We start from the raw sequence: 19,306 nt of genomic DNA, 5'->3' as shown, positions 1-19,306 counted from the left end.
GCTTTATTACAAAGATTTTTTAGGGTCCACAATCAGTTCATCATTTTCATCATATTTATTGGTTCCGGCCTTCTCCTGTAGGCCCTGAAAGATTACATAAAGCCCCGGAATTACAAATATTCCCAGCAATGTTCCGAACAGCATTCCGCCAATCGACCCAATCCCGATAGATTTGTTTCCGTTGGCACCCACCCCGCTCGAAAACATCAAAGGCATCAATCCGAAAATAAAAGCCAGAGAAGTCATCAGAATCGGCCGGATTCTTATTTTGGCACCTGCCAATGCGCTGTCCAGCAGACTCATCCCCTCATGTCTTTTTTCCAGTGAGAGTTCTACCATTAAAATAGCATTTTTTGCTAATAATCCTATCAGCATAATCATACTGATCTGTACATAAATATTATTATCAATTCCAAAGACCTTCGCAAAGACAAAAATACCGCTCAGCCCTACCGGTAATGAAAGAATTACCGCCAACGGAAGAATATAACTTTCATAGAGGGCACTCAGAAGAAGATAAACAAAACAAAGGCTCAGCAGAAATATAATTCCGGCCTGAGATCCTGAACTCTGTTCCTCTTTACTGATTCCACTGTACTCAAAACTGTAGCCCGGTGGTAAAGTCTGGTCAGCGATTTCATTAATAGCCTGCATGGCCTGCCCTGTACTGTAACCGTTGTTGGGAGAACCACTTACCGAAATCGCATTGTACATATTGAAACGCGATACGGAAGAAGGGCCATATACTTTTTTCATGGTAATATATTCCGTAATCGGGCTCATAGTTCCGCTTGCGGTCCTTATTTTTATATTATTCATCTGCTCCACGGTTCCGCGGTAAGGATTATCAGCCTGAAGAATAATCTGGTATTGCTGTCCGAATTCAGTAAAATTACTCACATATGAGCTGCCGTAATATACATTCATCAGGTTCAGGATATCTGATGGCTGTATTCCGTTATCCTCACACTTCGCCAGATTTACATCCACTTCATATTGTGGAAAATTAGGGTTAAAAGCTGTTGCGGCATATTGGATTTCGCTTCTTTTATTAAGAGCGGCAAGAAAGTTCTGAGCAACTCCGTAAAAATCTCCGATGCTGTGCCCGCCTCTGTCTTCTATCTGAAAAGTAAAACCACCACTTGTTCCAAAACCACTGATTGTGGGCTGTTGCATAAAATTAATAGAAGCCCCCTGTATATGCTTTGTTTTTTCTGTAAGCTGCTGGATGATATCTTTATCCGTAACACCGGGGCGCTGGCTCCACGGAATAAGTCTTAAAATAAGCATTCCGTAAGAACTGCCGCTTCCTCCCAGCTGATTCTGTCCCAACGTTGTCATGGAAGCCTGTATCTGGGGAATTGTATGAGCAATACTATCAATCTGTTTATTAATTCCCTGTACTCTTTCTTTTGTCGCAGCAGCAGGAAGAGTTACATTCACAAATACAGTTCCCATATCCTCGGAAGGAACAAAACTGGAAGCAACACTTTTAATAGTAAAATAGAAAAGTCCGCTGAAGCATACCACCAGAATTATGGTGAGCCATTTTCGTCTGATCAGATCATTTACACTGGATGTATATTTCTGAATAAGTTTTTCATAATTGTCATTAAAGCCTGCCTTTATCTTTTGGAGAAAATTCTTTTTCTCATTTTCTTTTTCATGCTTTGGCGGACGCAGAAACATTGCGGCTAATGCCGGACTTAAAGTCAGTGCATTGACTGCTGAAATCATAATTGCTACAGCTAATGTAATTCCAAATTGTTTGTAAAATACTCCGGCCGAACCTCCCAGAAAAGTCACGGGAAGAAATACGGAAGCCATTACAAGGGTAATGGAAATAATAGCGGGAGCAATTTCACCCATTGCATCAATAGCAGCTTTTCGGGGAGAAGTATACCCGTGTTCCAGTTTACTGTGCACTGCTTCTACCACTACCACCGCATCATCTACCACAATTCCGATTGCCAGTACCAAAGCAAATAAAGTAAGAAGGTTAAGGCTGTATCCGAACAGGTACAGAAAAAAGAATGTTCCTATAATGGATACCGGAACTGATACCCCGTGAATAATTGTAGAACGTACATCCTGCAGGAAAATAAGGATAACAAGGAACACCAGTAAAAAACATTCTACCAGGGTATGAAGTACTTTTGAAATACTTTCACTGAGAAAGTTATTGATATTAACCAGCTCTATCATCTTAATCCCTGAAGGAAAACTTTTTGATGCATCGGCCATCACTTTTTGAGCGCCTACAATAACCTGCTGTGCATTGGAGCCCGGGGTCTGGCTAATGGCAATAGCTACGGCAGGTTTCCCGTTAATAGCTGTAGCACTGGTATAAGTCTGTGTTCCTAAATCAATCCGTGCAATATCTTTCAGATAGAGATATTGACCGTTTCCGATAGATTTAACAATAATTTTCTGAAACTGTTCAAGCGAAACCAAGGTTCCGGAATAGGTAATATCATATTGAAAAGCCTGTGCCAGATTATCCCCGATCTTACCTGGGGCAGCATTAAAGTTCTGAGCATTCAGTACAGAGGTTACATCAGAGGGAATTAATCCATAGGCAGCCATTTTATCAGGCTGCAACCAAATACGCATCGCATAAGTCATGGCTCCCCCGAATATTGTGGCTCCTCCCACTCCCTTAGCTCTCTGTAGCTGAGGAACAAGATTAATGGCCGCATAATTCTGTAAAAACTTCTGATCGTATTGTGAACGTTCACTGAATAATCCCAGAATCAGCACATTACTACTCTGTTGCTTTCTGACTGTTACTCCTGCCTGAGTCACCGCCTGCGGTAATTTGGAAAGTATGGTACTGATTCTGTTTTGCACATCTACCGCAGCCTGATTCGGATCTACTCCTACTGCAAAGTAAACACTGATACTTGCAGAACCTGTATTACTGGCAGAAGAAGTCATATAAGTCATTCCTTCCACTCCATTAATCTGCTGTTCCAATGGAAAAACGACACTATTAATAAGCGTAGTCGTATTCGCTCCCGGATAAGAAGCTGAAACCTGAATCGTAGGCGGAGCAATATCAGGATATTGTGCTACCGGTAAACTGCTGATTCCCAAAATCCCCAGTACAACAATAATTACAGAAATTACCGTGCTGAGTACCGGTCTTCGTATAAATAGTTTTAACATAGTTACTGGTTGGATTTGGATTTCATACTCTGATAGATATCCGCTGCATTGGCCTGCTTAGGTTTAATCACTGTACTATCACTGATATTAAGCCCGTTAAGAACAAGTTTATCTCCTGCTTTGACACCACTTTTCACCACTACAAAGTTTCCGTCATCCGTAGGTGAAGTCGTGACGGCTTCACTCATTACCATATTTCCATGGACGACTTTATAAACAAATGATTTATCCTGCATCTGATAGATAGCCGTCTGCGGAACCAGTAAAGCATGATCCAGATTGGATGGTATCCTGATCGTGGCACTTGCTCCGTTCTGAATGAGGCCTGACTGATTCGTGAATATAGCCTTGAAAGTAGCCGTTCCTGTACTGCTGTTAACCCCTCCGCCTGCTGTTTCCAGTTTACCTTTTTCAGGATACACCGTACCATCAGCCAATACCAAAGTAACAGACGGCATATTGTTTAGTTTTTCAAGGGTTGTACTTCCTTTCATGGTATTCATGAAATTCAGAAGCTCTTTTTCATTAAGTGAAAAATAAGCAAATACATTACTGGTATTTGAAAGCGTTGTCAGCGGATCTGCAGTAGTACTGCTCACCAAAGCTCCTATCTTATAAGGTATAAGACCTATCGTTCCGCTTTGCGGGCTTCGGATATAAGTATATCCCTGATTGGTTTGTGCATTTGCTAAGGTTGCTTTTGCCTGCGCCAGTGCTGCTTCCTGAGACTGCAATGTATACTGAGCTGCACTGAGCTCATATTTACTAACGATTTCCTGCTGAACCAGCGGTCTTGCTTTTTCTACATTCATACGGGCCGCATTCACATTAGCTTCCGCACTTTTTATCGCTGCTTTTGCGGTAATAATATCCTGCTCATACTGGGGATTTTTTATTCTGAACAATAACTGACCTTTGGTAACAGCAGCTCCTTCAGCCACATAAATATCCTGAAGATAACCGGAAACCATAGGCTTGATCTCAACTACATTCTGTCCCTGTACAGATGCAGGAAAATCATTATAAACGGTAACTTCTTTAGGAGCAAGGGTCAGGACCTGATAGCTTTGTATATCTTGTTTCTTTTCCTGTTTTTTTTTACCGCAGGAAAATAATATAACCAGTACAAAAGGGATATATCTATTTTTTTTCATATCAATACATTTGGATAAAATAAAAAGAGGGATTGGGTTGCTTATTTCATCAATATAAAAATAAGATTTTAATAGATTGTTTTTGCAGAAAAAACAAAATCTTTAGTAAAAAAATAACATAACCTTCGAAATGATATGGATTAAAACTTGTATTCATTGATTTTCCTTCATAATATATTTTCTTTTTTTTGTAAATTTCCTATTCAAAACTTCTTTAGTATCATGGAGTATGACTTCTATTACAAATTCAAGGAGCCGGATCAGGACATTGCTGATTTTGTGGAAAGTATCGGCACATTTCAGAACCGGACGGATGAGCCCAAGGAAGTCGTTATTATTCCTGACGGGAGAGTTGATTTATTTTTTATGAAATCACCATCTGAACCTTTTCACATTACTCTTCTCGGGCTGGAAACGTATCCGGAGCAAAGGCATATCCCACCACATACAACTGCTTTTGTAGTTAGTTTTAAACCCATTGCAGTTGAATATATTTTAAAGACTTCTATTGCCGGATTTTTAAACTCCGGAAAAGAACTTCCTTCAGGATTCTGGGGTTTTGAAGCAGATCATATCCCGGATTTTGAATTTTGCTATGAAAAGGCAACCCAAAAAATAAAAGAACTGCTTCCTCAGGAAACGGATGAAAGAAAACGTAAGCTTTTTGAACTTATATATGAATCAAAAGGAGAAATGAGTGTGAAGGAACTTTCCGAAAAAATAAGCTGGAGCAGCCGGCAGATCAACCGTTATTTTACCAGACAGCTTGGTCTGTCATTAAAGGCTTATGCTATGATCCTCCGTTTCAGAACTTCGCTGGAACATATTGCCCAGGGAAAATTATTTCCTGAGCTTAATTATACCGATCAGAATCATTTTATTAAAGAAGTGAAAAAATTTTCAGGTGTTGCTCCGAAAGAATTATCAAAAAATCAAAATGACCGATTTATACTATTATCAGTGTTGAAAGAAAAATAAATTTGTCTTATAAATTTAAAAGAAAATGCTGATAGAAAATAAATCAATAGCAATCGTTGGTGGTGGTCCTGCAGGACTGACACTGGCAAGACTTTTACAACTGAAAAACGCCGATGTAAAAGTATACGAAAGAGACTTCAATAAAGATGCCCGGGTACAGGGCTCTCCGCTCGACATGCATGAAAATTCGGGACTGGCAGCTCTCAGAAAAGCGGAACTGCTTGAAGAATTCAAGAAAACCTTCCGCCCGGGTGCGGACAAATTACTTATTGTGAATGAACAGGCAGAAATCATGTACAGTGATCACGGAACAAAACCTGATGAAGATTTTGGAGCAGAACATTTTCGCCCTGAAATCGACCGTGGTCCACTGAGGACAATGTTACTGGAATCTTTAGCGCCAGAAACGGTAATCTGGGATAGTCATTTTACTTCCATGGAACCTGAGAATGAAGGCTGGAGTCTGCATTTCAAAAACGGAACCTCAGCTTACGCAGACCTTGTCATTGCTTCAGACGGTGCCAATTCTAAAATACGTCCGTATCTTACGGAGATTAAGCCTGTTTATTCCGGAATTATTATGCTGGAAGGAAATGTTTCAAAAGAAGCTGCACCTCATATAGATGCTTTGATCAAAGACGGAAAAATAATGGCTTTCGGTAATACCCAAAATATATTACTCGGGCAGAAAGGCAATGGTGATCTCGGATTTTACGCCAGTTTTAAAGCCGATGAAAACTGGCCGGCCACAAGTGGTCTTGACTTTTCAGATAACACACAAATTCTGAAATGGTTTAAAACATCATATTCCGAATGGAATGATATATGGAATGAATTATTTGAGAATGCTGAAGCTCCTTTTATTCCCCGACTTATTTATTCCATGCCATCAGATCAGTCATGGGAAGCCAGATCTAATATAACATTAATAGGTGATGCGGCCCACGTTATGCCGCCGTTTGCAGGAGAGGGCGCTAATATGGCTATGCTGGACGCACTGGAATTAAGTGAGTATTTAACCAGTGACGGTTATACTACTTTACGGGAAGCCATTTCAGATTATGAAATCAACATGCGCCAAAGAGCTGCTAAAGCCACTCTGGAATCCCTTGAAAATGGAGAAAGCATGCACTCTGAAAAGGCGTTGGAAAATATGCTTAAGTTTTTCAACAGCCACTCCGCTGATACCCTGTACAAGTAATATAAGTTGCTAAATCCCATATATTAAACCAGAATCAGGATAAAAAATACTAAAAAATGGATATTGAATACCGGAAATTATTACCTCAGGAAAGTGTATTATACCGGAAGATCCGGCTGGAAAGTCTGAAAATGTTTCCCGAAGCATTTGAAACAACGTATCAGGAAGCCATGAAAACAGAAAAACTCAGACTGGAAACAGATATAGAAGCGCAAACTTTCGGAAGATTCGTTTTTGGGGCATTCTCAGATCAGGAGCTCATTGGTATCTGTACTTTTATTAAGGAGAACAACAATACCGGAAGCCTCTACCAGATGTATGTTAAAACCGGATATCAGGGAAACAGTATCGGATATGGGCTGATCACGACACTTATTCGTGAAACTGAAAGGCAATACGAAGGTATAGAGATTTTCCTTGAAGTAAAATCCCGTGCCCTAAAAGCCTACCACCTATATAAGAAAATAGGATTTAAAGAAGAAAAGAACATCAATAAAAAAGAGGACAGCTCCGGCAGTATCATGATGAAGTATTCTCCCTAAAAAAAAACTTCCGGCTTCAGGAACCTCCTATCGAGGACCTATAGAAAAGATACCACAAAAAGTGATATTTCTAAATTTTGTGATGTATTTGGCATGTCACTTGAATTAATCAACGTAACACCACTTCAAATAATATCATATAACTTACATTTTGTTTGACACTTAAAGCCTTTCGGTAACCGAAAGGCTTTTTATTATTAGCCAATTCCGGTTTGGATGAATTGAAAACAACCACTCCAACAGAAGATGCCTCATAAAAAACCGGCTTTTTGTAAAGCCGGCCTTTTTGTTGTTTTAGATTTTTGATGACGGGTTCAAAATTCCAAGATAACTTAAATAAGGATCCAAAATATTTTTATCAAATACCGGTTCTTTAATTCCCGAACCTTTAAGAAACTCCACAACATTTGAACAATCCCACATATAGGTATTCTGATACAGTTCTACTGTGGAAAGCCCTTCATGCATATTATCTTTAAAAAGGCTGGTTAACGGATATAGCCTGTTTTTATTGTCGTTTTCCCACTGTTTTCTCCATTCTTTATACGGCAGGCTGTTTAATATGAAAGGATAGTATTGTTTTAAAAGACCAAAGAAGTCTTCCAGTGTCAGATTGTTTTCCGGACTGGCAATGAGATTGAACTTCTTCCCTATCGCATTTTTATTTTTACTTATATGCACCATTGCTCTGACCATATAATCCACAGTAATCAGTCCTTCCCGAAGCTCAGTCAGGGCAGGATATGACTGGAATTCCAGGCAGTTTTTCACTAAGCCGGCCCACCATTGATAAGGAGCACTAGCTCCGGTCTCACTATGACACATTGCATATCCGAGACGATGAGTGATAAGAGGCAGCCCTTCTTTAGCTGCAAGATCGGCAATAGCCTCCATCACCCATTTACTTCTTACATAGCCTATATCTTTGCTTACCGACATCAGATTTTGTTCAATATCATCAGATTCCGTCATCACTTTTTTTCCTGTAAATACATGCCCCCAACTGTAAACGGATATTGTTGAAAGCAATACCAGACATTTTGTTTTTTGGGCGCCTGCAAATTTTATAATTTCTCTCAGTCCTTCAACGTTCGGTGCTTTCATGTATGAATAAGGTTCAATGAAATTCACCGAACTTCCTGAATGATAAATAAGATCCGTATTTTTTGCAAGCCTGCTGAATGTATCATTAGAAAGTCCAAGCATAGGAAGGGCCAGATCTCCTATTACCGGAATAATCCTTGATCTCTGCTCTTTTTTTGCAGCTATATGGTATTGTTGAAAACAATGATCTATTTTTTCCATAGCATGAAATTCATCCTGAGCTCTTACCAGAACATAAATAGCAGCATCAGTAGTATCCAGCAATTCCTGCAGCAGATGTATACCTACAAACCCCGTAACGCCGGTTAAAAATATAGCGGATGGGTTTTCCAGTTGTTCAGGATCAAAGCCACCTGTAAAAACAGTTCCCGGCGCCAGATAAACATCATTTTTTAAAGCTACATAAGGTTCCACATCTTCTACATCTACAGGGGTTGTTTCTGCTGCCTCTTTGAAACGTGCTGTTAAAACTTTTGAAAGATCCTGTAATACCGGATACTGATAAATATCCCGCAGATATACCTTACCATCAAGTCTTTTTTGTAATGCCACAGCGATGACAGCAACCAAAAGGGAGTTTCCGCCAATATCAAAAAAGTTATCTGTATTATTAATAATGGGTTGTTCCAATACTGAGGACCAGATATCTGCTATAATTTTTTCCATTTCATTGGCAGGAGGTTCAAATGAAGCCGGTTTTTCAGTTTCCTGTTCCGCCAGTTCCTTCAGCGCACCGGTATCTGTTTTACCATTTGCCGTTAACGGTATTTTATCTATAAAAATAATTTGTGCAGGAATCATATAGCCTGGCAATTCTTCTTTCAGCCGGTTTCTTATACCAGAAATATCTTTTACAGTTCCCGGCTCCACTACAAGATAAGCTATAAGGTATTTATTATTTCCTGTGGTATCTTTTGTCAGTACAGCAGCTTCTACAATATGTTCCTGCGTAATAAGCGCCTGTTCAATTTCCCCGAGCTCTATCCGGAATCCCCGAATTTTCACCTGATTATCAATTCTTCCTAAAAATTCAATGCTTCCATCCGGCCGCCATCTGGCAAGATCTCCCGTTCTGTATATTTTTTCACTGTTATGAAACGGGCTGGCAATAAATTTTTCTGCGGTAAGCCCCTCATTATTAAGATATCCTTTAGCGAGAATATTTCCTCCTATATATAATTCACCCGTGGAGCCTAATGGCAGTATTTCTCTGTTTTCATCCAAAATATAAGCTTTGGCATTGGCAATAGGTTTTCCTATTGAGGATATATATTTACCGTTTATTTCTTTAACTTTTCCGAAGGTAGCAAATACCGTACATTCAGTGGGTCCGTAATAATCGATCAGCTCATAACTTAATTCCGTTGTAAATACCGGTTTAAGCTTTTCGCCACCTGCAAAAAGATATTTCAGGCTTATATTGTCCGAATTTTTAGTCAGTTCTACGACTGCCGGAGCCAGAACACTGGGTACAAAACCATGGGTAATACGGTTTTTACGATAATAGTCTACCAAAGCGGAAGGCTCGGTTCTTTCTTCATTTTCTGCAATAAACAAAGTTGCTCCTGATGTCAGAGCAGACCAGGTTTCCCATACAGAAATATCAAATGCAAGTCCTGCTACCAGACTTAACCGAGAGGTATGATCTACATGAAAGTGATGATTATGCCAGCAAACCAGATGTTGGATAGACTGATGAGTAATCATAACTCCTTTGGGTTTTCCCGTGGAACCAGAAGTATAAATAGTATAAGCCAAAGCATCATGGCTGATATCAGAAGCCGGAGGCTGAGAAGAAAAAGATTCCAACCTCATTCCGTCGGTAATATCAAATATTTCCGCCCTGTTCTCTTTTGATAAAAGCTTACCTAGGTCATGATGAGTAATCATAACCGTTGCAGCGGTATCAGAAATAATATATTCCACTCTTTTCACAGGATAAGCTGCATCAATGGGAACATAAGCAGCTCCGGTTTTTAGAATTCCGAGGATGGCAATCACCCATTCCAAAGAACGGTCGAGCCATACAGGAACAAACATTCCTTTTTTTATGCCCTTGGCGAGCAATGCATGAGCCAGCTGATCAGACTTTTCATCCAGTTCTTCATAGGTTACTTCTTTTCCCTGATAGATGACAGCTTTATTTTCAGGGTAAAGTTCGGCTTGTTTTTGAAAAAGAGAAACAAGGGTCTCTCTCTCATGATAATCCCATCCTGTTTTGTTGAATGCATTCACGAGTTTTTCTCTATCTTCAGAAGAAAGTAAGACGGCAGTACCAAAGTCTGCCTCGGGTGTAGGTTTGGTGTTTAACATATGTAAGTAATTTGATTGGGTTCTTATCAGACGCGGATTAGCAATAATAAATTATCTTTATTTAATTTATAAACTTCATAATATAAATTAATTATCAATAAATTATAAACAACAATAAATAAATATTAAAATAAATACATCATTCAAACTTAACATAATAAAATTAGCTATGCGTTACATTATTTCCTGTTTTTGTTTCTGAATAAAATGTGCGAAATATAAAAGATTCATTCATAGCATTGATGAATGATTTTCTTTTCTTCCCTTTTAAAGCATGAGGGCAGAAATGCGATATCAGTGTTCCTGTCAGCAATTTTGTTCCCTGCGAGGGATAAGATTCAGTAAAGAATCATCTAAAAGAAATACTTTACGTTATTCCATATTTTGAAATAAAGTTACCATTCTGTCATATATTCCGTCTGACAATGCCTATAGAATAAAATATAAATTATAATCAAACTTTTTCTATCTTAACAATTTAAATGATCCGTTTTCCGGATAGGTAAATCTGAATGTCTGAAGCTGCATTTTACACAACAAAAAAATACTCCGTCAGCATCATAAAATACGGGTCTTTTGTCTGGAGAAGAACAAATATTACCAAACAAAAATGACTGTTTAAGAATTAAAATCTCTTATTTCTTAAATTAGAAGATAAATATTAATTTTTGAAGTCTTTAAATGAGTAATTTAGGGCCAGTTTAAAATGCGTTGAGATCTCTATGAAAAACATATTCTTTTTATTGCTTATATCAAGTGTACAACCTGTATTATCACAAACGAAACTGGAAAAAGCAATTACAAATCTTGAGAATAACTACGAACAGGAGAAAGTATATCTGCTGACCGATAAATCACAATATGTAGCAGGTGACCAGATTTGGTTTAAAAGCTTTGTATTTGATGGCTATAATCGGTCTGCACTATCCACCACTCTATTTGTTGAATTATACAATTCCGATAAAAAATTAATAGACTGGAAAACAATACTTCTGACTAATGGTGAAGGCAGCGGAGATTTTAAACTTAAAGAAGATCTTCCCGAACAAGTTTATTTCGTGAGAGCCTACACTCCTTATATGACCAATTTTAATGAAGATTTTCAGATTGTTAAAACACTTCCGATTTATAATCCGAATGCTGCTGAAACACTGGAAATTTCTAAAAATTCCAACTGGTCTGCCAAAGTTTTTCCGGAAGGAGGAACTTTTATTAACGGTGCCTCTACCAAATTTGCAGTAAGATTATCCGGTGACGGCTCTTTACCCGATAACTGGACCGGAAAAGTAATAGACACCCAGAATCCCAATACCCCTGTGACAACATTTAAATCTTTTGATAAAAACGTTGCCTCATTTAAAATAACACCGGCTTTAGGAAAAAAATACCAGGCCATCATTCTGGATAACACGGGAAAAAGCCAGACAATAGATCTGCCGCAAGTTGCCGGCAGCGGTATCAACTTAGAAGTTCACAGCTCTAAGGACGGGATTAAATACAATATAAAAGGAGTCAACTTAAAACAACAGCTCCAAAATTATAAAATTGTAGGAACCATCAATAACCATCTTGCTTATAAAGCCAATATCAATCAGTTAATAAATGAAGCTTCAAGTCTTATCCCTACGAAAGTAAGCAACGGAGCCAACGGTATTTTTCAATTAGCAATATTTGATGAACAGGATAATCTGGTCGCCCAAAGACTTTGCTTTATCAAACCCAATAATTTAAAAATTGAGAAAGCAGAAATTATAGGCCAGAATTTAAAGCCGACCCCAAGAGCTTTCAACAGTATTGATCTTTCCCCGGAATCGGTTTTTAAAAATTACACCGTTGTTGTAAGTGAGGATGACGGCAGTAATACTCCAGAAGAAGAAAATATACTGAGCAGCCTTTGGCTAACAGAAGATTTCACTACTAAAATAGATGCACCCGCACAGTATTTCGCCAAAGATGCCAACAGCGAAGCTCTCGATGCTTTACTTATTTCTGAAAACTGGAAAAGGTTTGACTGGAATTCCCTACTTAACGGAGTTTCCCCCTCTATAAAAACCAATTCTCAGAAATACCTTTCTTATAAGGTAAAACCTATTAAAAATAACGCCCTGCTGATCAACACCAATGTCAATTTAGTATTGAAATTAGGTAAAAACGAACCGGCTATCAACCAGTTTAAAACGGATCAGAACGGTTATATTTATTTAAACAATCTTAACTATGATGACCCTTTGGACGTTTCCGTTTTTGTAAATTCTGAAAATAAAAACGAATCAAACACTGAGAACTTATTCGTTACGGTAGAACCACTGGTAACTCCCACCCAATTTAAAGGCAACTTCCCCAATACAAAATACAAATTGGTAAAAGCAGCTAAAAACAGAGCCCTTTCGGAAAAAATATCAAAGGCGGTAACTGCTCAGAAAAATATAAAAAAAACCGAAGATAATTATCAGCAAATTGAAGAAGTAAAATTAGTAAAGAAGCAGGATCCGAAAGAAGAACTGAACAAACAGCTTTCCAGCGGAATGTTCAATGCAATCAATTCAATGATTTTTGACTTCGTAAATGAAGATCAGCAGATTTCCGGATCAAGCAATATATTAGACTGGCTGCAGGGAAGAGTTGCAGGCTTAACATTTCAAAGAAATAATTCCGGGGTAAATGTTCCCTATATTCGCGGACAGCAGGCCAAGCTTTTCCTGGATGAAGTTGCTACCGACCCCTCTATGATTTCAAGCCTTCCGGTAAGCAATATTGCTATGGTAAAAATCATTAAAGAATCAGGATTACTGGGTGACGCCGTGGCCATCTACACCATGAGAGGCAATATGAAGTCTAAAAACAGCGGAAAACAAACACAAAACAACAACTCCTCTATAGTAAAAGGATATGATAAACCTTCAGAATTTCTTATTGAAATGCTGGATGATGATTCTTCAGCGAAAGTTGAAAATGATACAAGGGAAACCCTCTACTGGAATCCCAATTTATTTGACAGCGATTATGTTCCTCCGAGAATTAAATTCTACAATAATGACAGCGCCAAACAATTTAAAGTAAAGATCATAAGTTTCGACGAAGACGATAATCTGCTTTATGATACTGAAATATTAAAATAAAATATAAAAAACGGACAATCTATTAAAAAATAAATTGTCCGTTTTAGCATTAGAAAGTTAAATTCAGTAACTGATATTGAATACAGACTATTTAGAAAGCATCCTTTCCTGTATTTATCGGAAGTTATTCACATTTTTCAATCTTCTTCTCCTTCCGTATTCTTAAGCTTCATAAGAAGTACATAGGCATTTTTAGTGACGATTTTTTTATGGTTAAAATCATTAAAATTAAGAATCTGTACAAAACCGTTTTCAGTTTCTCCTACGGTTACGGGAGTTAACCTATAGGTTTGCTTTTTGTCTTCCACGAAAACAAAGTCTTTTCCTTCAAAATTAACAATACTCTCTTCAGGAACAGCATTAGAGAAAGAAGTATTGGTTTCTATTTCAGCATTCATATACATTCCCGGCACAAGACTCTGATCATATTTTTCAAAATGACAATGCACCTCAGCCCAGCCTCCGGGACTGATATCTTTACTGATCAGCAATATATGCCCATAGTATTTTTTATCTGGTGCCGTATTCGTATATGCTGCAAACCTTTGCCCTTTGTTAAGACTTTCCAGATCTTTTTCATATACTTTAAGATTAAGATGAATATCCTCCGGATTGATTAATTCAAAAAGCACATCAGACGGATTCACATATTTCCCGATATTCACATTTACTTTACTCACAAAACCGTTAATACTACTGTAAACAGGTACACTTTTCGTTATATTTCCGGAATTCAGGGATTCAGGATTGATATTGACAAGACGCAGCTGCTGCGCCAGAGCGCTCATTAAGATTTTCTGACTATTCATCTCAGACTGCGCCTGCTGCATTACTTTATCGCTGGTTGCCTGACTCTGGTTCAGTGTTTTCTGACGGTTATAATCCAGTTGGGCAAAATGCATTTTAGATTTCGCCATCAGATAATCCTGCTGGAGCTGGATAAATTGAGGGTTTTCAATAACAGCAATCACCTGCCCTTTAGACACCGGTTTACCGGGAAGCAAGCTGCTGGATTTAAGATAACCTCCCAAAGGAAAGCTTACTGAAACCAGATTCTGTGGCGGAACATCAATCATTCCGTTCAGCTTTAAAACTGAAGCGATTTTTTGCAGAGAAAGCATAATTGTTTCTATCGGGGCATTCCGCAGCTGGGCATCGGTAAGTGTCACTACATTTTCATCTTTTGAAGCAGTGGAAACCGGTTCTGTTTTTCCATGATCTTTACATTGGTAAAACACGAGTAATCCTATGGATAATGAATATGATATAAGTTTAAGTTTAAGTTTCATTGTTAAGGGTTTAAAGTAATATATTCCAACTCTATAGCACTCTGATTCAGCTTCCATACCGCATCAGTATAACTACTTTTCAAGGTAACTGCCTGATTAACCAATATAACAAACTCCAGATAGTTGATTTCTCCGGCAAGGAACTGTTTTTTTGCAGTTTCTGTAATAATCTCCGCATTTTTCAGTTCTGAGCTTTCATATCGTGAAACAATCTCAAGATTGGTCTCATGGATAATCTTTAGCCTTTTCAGCTGATTCTGTAAATTAAATTCTGTATTCATCAAATCATTTTCAGCAATCGATTCGGCAATTTTAGCAGCCTGAATTCTTGATTTCTGACCTCCTGAAAAAACCGGAACCGAAACCCCCAGTTGTACGGAATGAAACTGCGGAACGGATCCATACACCTTATCATTAGCTCCCATCCCTTTGAAACTATTGAGATTGTAAGCCAGCTGAAGGCCGGGCAGCATTTTTGCTTTTTCAAGAGCAATCTGCTGCTCAGAAATATTTTTCTGTTGTTGTAACAGTTCAATAGCCGGATGCAGGTTCGGCTCATCTTTAGTTTCTCCATGAAATAATTTCTGATCTTCAGGTAAAAAATCTGTTTCCGTATTCAAAAGCCACTGAAGCTGATATCTTAAAAAAGAAAGCTCCTGCTGTAATTGCTGTAACTGAATTTCTATAGCTGACTTCTGATGGGAGGCTGTCGTTTTTTCCAGAATATTACTTTCACCTGCTTTTAAACGAATGCTCGCCTTATCCAGAAAATCAGTGTACAGTTTTAATGTTTCACGAAGAAGCCGTTCTTTTTCTTTCCAGTACAGAATAGTATAAAAAGTAAGACTCACCGCTTTCTTCAGCTCATATTCTTTAAAGGAAACATTCAGTAAAGATTTTTTCCACTCTTCAGTATATACATTCTTTTGCTTTTTATATACGGTTGGAAAGGCAATATTCTGGGAAATTCCGAATTTCATATCATTATAAGCGCTATTAATCTGCCCATAATCCATCATAATCCCCGTCTGTGGAATATCATTAGCCGATTTGATCAATTCTTTTGAATATTCCGATTTCAGTTTTTCATTTTTAAGATTTCTATTATTTTCCAATGCCGTTTTAATGGCATTTTGCAGGCTGATTGGAGTCTGGGACTGAATTCCCGCTCCTGTTAAACTAAAAATAAGGATCAATACTGCCGTGAAATTTTTATTGTTACGTTTTTTCATTGTAAATCCTTTTTCAATATTTACATACAGTAATGGCAGCACAAACAAGGTAAGAAAGGTCGCCACCATCAACCCACCAATAACCACAGTTGCCAAAGGCCGCTGTACTTCCGCTCCTGCTCCGTTACTGACAGCCATCGGTATAAACCCTAATGAAGCCACAAAAGCGGTCATCAAAACCGGACGAAGCCTCGATTCTCCGCCATATACAACAATTCTGACTATGTTTGTAATCCCTCTTTTCCGAAGCCGGTTAAACTCCGAAATCAAAACAATTCCGTTTAATACGGCCACTCCAAAAAGAGCAATAAATCCCACTCCGGCACTGATACTGAAAGGCATTCCTCTGAGCGCCATCAGAAATACACCACCAATAATGGAAAGGGGAATAGCCGTGTAAATCAGTAAACTTTCTTTAACGGAATTAAAAGCCAGAAACAGCATTACAAAAATAAGAGCCAATGCGATCGGAACAGCAATCATAAGACGTTGTTTAGCATTATTAAGATTTTCAAATGACCCTCCATAGGTCATATAATATCCTGTAGCCAGCTTCATATTCTGATCTGTTTTATGCTGAAGCTCTTCCACGATACGCTGTACATCCCTGCCTTTTATATTGAAACCCACAACAATTCTTCTCTGGGCATTTTCCCTCTGAATCTGATTGGGGCCATTTTTAACCTCCACTTTAGCAAGCTGTGATAGCGGAATCTGGTTTCCGGAAGGAGTAGGAACTAAAAGATTTTTAATATCAGTAACATTTTTACGATCCTTTGTATCAAGTCTTACCACCATATCAAACCGCTTTTCGCCTTCAAAAACCAATCCTGTACTTTGCCCTGCAAATGCCGTATTGACAATTCTGTTGATATCCGAAACCGAGAGATGATACTGAGCGATCAAAGGGCGGTTGTATTCTATAATAACCTGTGGCATGCCGGAAACAGGCTCTATATAAAGATTCTGAGTTCCATCTACTGTTTCGATGATTTTCCCAAGTTTTTGGGCATATTGTGAAAGAACATCCAGATCTTCTCCAAAAATTTTAATGACAACATCCTGCCTTGCTCCTGTCATTAATTCATTAAAACGCATCTGAACCGGAAACTGGAAACTGGCGGTAATTCCCGGTACATCCTGAAGCTGTTTCCCCATTTTATCTGCTAATTCCGGAAAAGAAGATGCTGAAGTCCATTCTTTTTTATCTTTTAAAATAACCATCATATCTGAAGCATCCATGGGCATTGGGTCGGTAGGAACTTCCCCACTTCCTATTTTAGTAACCACCTTTTCCACTTCAGGAAATCTGGACTTTAGAATATGAGCAGCCTTTTGAGTGCTTTCAATCGTCGTTGTAAGATTACTTCCGGGCAAAACCCTTGTATCCACAGCAAAATCTCCTTCTTCAAGAGACGGAATAAACTCTCCTCCCATTTCGGATAAAATGAAAACCGCCGTTATGAACAAGGCCGCCACAATTCCAAAAACCATTTTAGGCATTCTAAGAAGCTTAAGCAGTGTATGAAGATAAATTTTCTCTGCTTTTTTCATCATCCTGTCTGAAAAAGTAGATTTTTCACTTCTTTTTCTGAGTAAAACCGCACTCATCATCGGAATATAGGTCAGCGACAGCAAAAATGCTCCCAACAGGGCAAATGCGACAGTCTGAGCCATAGGTCTGAACATTTTCCCTTCAATTCCCTGTAAAGTAAGGATCGGAAGATATACAATCAGGATAATAATCTGTCCGAAAACGGCACTATTCATCATTTTTCCTGCAGAATCTATAACAACGGTATCCATTTCTGATTCTCCGACAGAAAAAATCTTTTTGAATTTAGAATTATGACTGAACTGATGTAAAACAGATTCTACTATAATTACCGCGCCATCAATAATCAAACCGAAATCCAGTGCTCCAAGACTCATCAGATTACCACTGACTCCAAAAAGATTCATCATACAGACCGCAAACAACATGGCAAGAGGAATCACCGAAGCCACCAGTAAACCGGCCCGAACATTCCCGAGAAATAATACAAGAACAAAAACAACAATCAAAGCTCCTTCTGTAAGGTTTCTTTCAACTGTTCCAATAGCGTTGTTCACCATTTTGGTACGATCCAGGAAAGGCTCTATTAACACTCCTTTGGGAAGCGTCTTCTGAACCTGGGCTATTTTCTCTTTTACATTTTTGATCACCTGATTGCTGTTTTCCCCTTTGAGCATCATAACTACCGCCCCGGAAACCTCTCCCTGGTCATTAAAAGTCATTGCTCCGTACCGGGTAGCAAAACCCGGTTTTACTTCTGCAATATCTCTTATAAACAACGGAACTTCGTTTGTTTTTGTAGTAATGGAAATATTTTTAATTTCTTCAATACTTCCAACCAGCCCTTCGCTTCTGATGTATAAAACAGTGGGACCTTTTTCAATATAAGCACCTCCCGTATTTTGATTATTAGCCTGTAAAGCGTCAAAAACATCATTAATGGTAATCCCGTAAGCATTCAGCCTGTCCGGATTGACAGCAATTTCATATTGTTTCAGTTTTCCGCCAAAACTGCTCACTTCCGCCACTCCTTTTACGCCCAAAAGCTGCCTTCTTACAATCCAGTCCTGAATGGTACGGAGCTCCGTAATATTATATTTTTTTTCATACCCCTTTTCAGGTCTTACTACGTATTGAAAAATTTCGCCAAGTCCCGTAGAAATAGGCCCCAGCTGAGGATTTCCTATTCCCTGCGGAATGACAGCCTGCACCTGTTGCAGCCTTTCTGCAACCTGTTGCCGGGCCCAGTAGATATCGATATCGTCTTCAAAGACAATGGTGACAAGTGATAATCCAAATCTGGAAAAACTCCGGATTTCTTTTAATCCTGAAATATTATTATTGGCCTGTTCTATAGGAAAAGTAACAAGTCGTTCTATATCCGTTGCTCCAAAAGAAGGCGCAATGGTAATGACCTGTACCTGATTATTGGTAATGTCGGGTACCGCATCTATGGGCAGTTTAGTGACCTGATAGGAACCCATTCCAATAAGCCCCATGACCAACAATGCAATAATGAGTTTATTCTTTACAGAAAACTCAATGATTTTTGTAAGCATAAATGATTCATTAATCTTAATTATTAACAAGTTTAAGTACCTGAAGTACAAAGGAAATACGTCTGCATTATTTCGCAGATTCATTACCTGTA

At 38.5% G+C, this 19,306-nt stretch carries 9 protein-coding genes; 4 read left to right on the top strand and 5 right to left on the bottom strand.

What is annotated here, in order from left to right:
- Positions 1-6 precede the first annotated feature (6 nt).
- Both JO178_RS15930 and JO178_RS15925 read right to left on the bottom strand, forming a co-directional pair.
- A complete protein-coding gene (locus JO178_RS15930; RefSeq protein ID WP_291938036.1) occupies positions 7-3,168 on the bottom strand; it encodes an efflux RND transporter permease subunit in 3,162 nt (1,053 codons plus the stop codon).
- Positions 3,169-3,170: 2 nt separating this feature from the next.
- Complete coding sequence (locus JO178_RS15925) at positions 3,171-4,322, bottom strand: efflux RND transporter periplasmic adaptor subunit (protein ID WP_291938034.1); 1,152 nt, start codon at positions 4,320-4,322, stop codon at positions 3,171-3,173.
- 222 nt (positions 4,323-4,544) lie between these two features.
- On the opposite strand from JO178_RS15925, the gene JO178_RS15920 reads away from it, so the two are divergent.
- Genes JO178_RS15920 through JO178_RS15910 form a run of 3 tightly spaced genes read left to right on the top strand, consistent with a single transcriptional unit; the run spans position 4,545 to position 7,043 of the window.
- Positions 4,545-5,300, top strand: coding sequence for an AraC family transcriptional regulator (locus JO178_RS15920; RefSeq protein ID WP_291938032.1), 756 nt, complete (start codon positions 4,545-4,547; stop codon positions 5,298-5,300).
- A 25-nt stretch (positions 5,301-5,325) separates the two neighbouring features.
- Positions 5,326-6,501: an NAD(P)/FAD-dependent oxidoreductase gene (locus JO178_RS15915; RefSeq protein ID WP_291938030.1), complete on the top strand. Its 1,176-nt coding sequence runs from the start codon at positions 5,326-5,328 to the stop codon at positions 6,499-6,501.
- Between the two features lie 56 nt (positions 6,502-6,557).
- Positions 6,558-7,043: a GNAT family N-acetyltransferase gene (locus tag JO178_RS15910; RefSeq protein WP_291938028.1), complete on the top strand. Its 486-nt coding sequence runs from the start codon at positions 6,558-6,560 to the stop codon at positions 7,041-7,043.
- A 294-nt stretch (positions 7,044-7,337) separates the two neighbouring features.
- Here JO178_RS15910 and JO178_RS15905 read toward each other — a convergent pair whose 3' ends face one another.
- Positions 7,338-10,460, bottom strand: coding sequence for an amino acid adenylation domain-containing protein (locus JO178_RS15905; RefSeq protein WP_291938026.1), 3,123 nt, complete (start codon positions 10,458-10,460; stop codon positions 7,338-7,340).
- A 722-nt stretch (positions 10,461-11,182) separates the two neighbouring features.
- On the opposite strand from JO178_RS15905, the gene JO178_RS15900 reads away from it, so the two are divergent.
- Positions 11,183-13,579 (top strand): hypothetical protein, encoded by a 2,397-nt coding sequence (locus JO178_RS15900; RefSeq protein WP_291938025.1) that lies wholly within the window; start codon positions 11,183-11,185, stop codon positions 13,577-13,579.
- 137 nt (positions 13,580-13,716) lie between these two features.
- Here JO178_RS15900 and JO178_RS15895 read toward each other — a convergent pair whose 3' ends face one another.
- Both JO178_RS15895 and JO178_RS15890 read right to left on the bottom strand, forming a co-directional pair.
- A complete protein-coding gene (locus tag JO178_RS15895; RefSeq protein ID WP_291938023.1) occupies positions 13,717-14,868 on the bottom strand; it encodes an efflux RND transporter periplasmic adaptor subunit in 1,152 nt (383 codons plus the stop codon).
- Positions 14,869-14,870: 2 nt separating this feature from the next.
- The gene (locus JO178_RS15890; protein WP_291938021.1) at positions 14,871-19,214 is read right to left on the bottom strand and encodes a CusA/CzcA family heavy metal efflux RND transporter; all 4,344 of its coding nucleotides are present in this window, start codon (positions 19,212-19,214) and stop codon (positions 14,871-14,873) included.
- Between the last annotated feature and the right edge of the window lie 92 nt (positions 19,215-19,306).

The organism is Chryseobacterium sp., assembly GCF_019236175.1.
In the GTDB taxonomy this organism is placed as follows: domain Bacteria; phylum Bacteroidota; class Bacteroidia; order Flavobacteriales; family Weeksellaceae; genus Chryseobacterium.
This window is presented reverse-complemented; position numbering and strand designations above follow the sequence as displayed.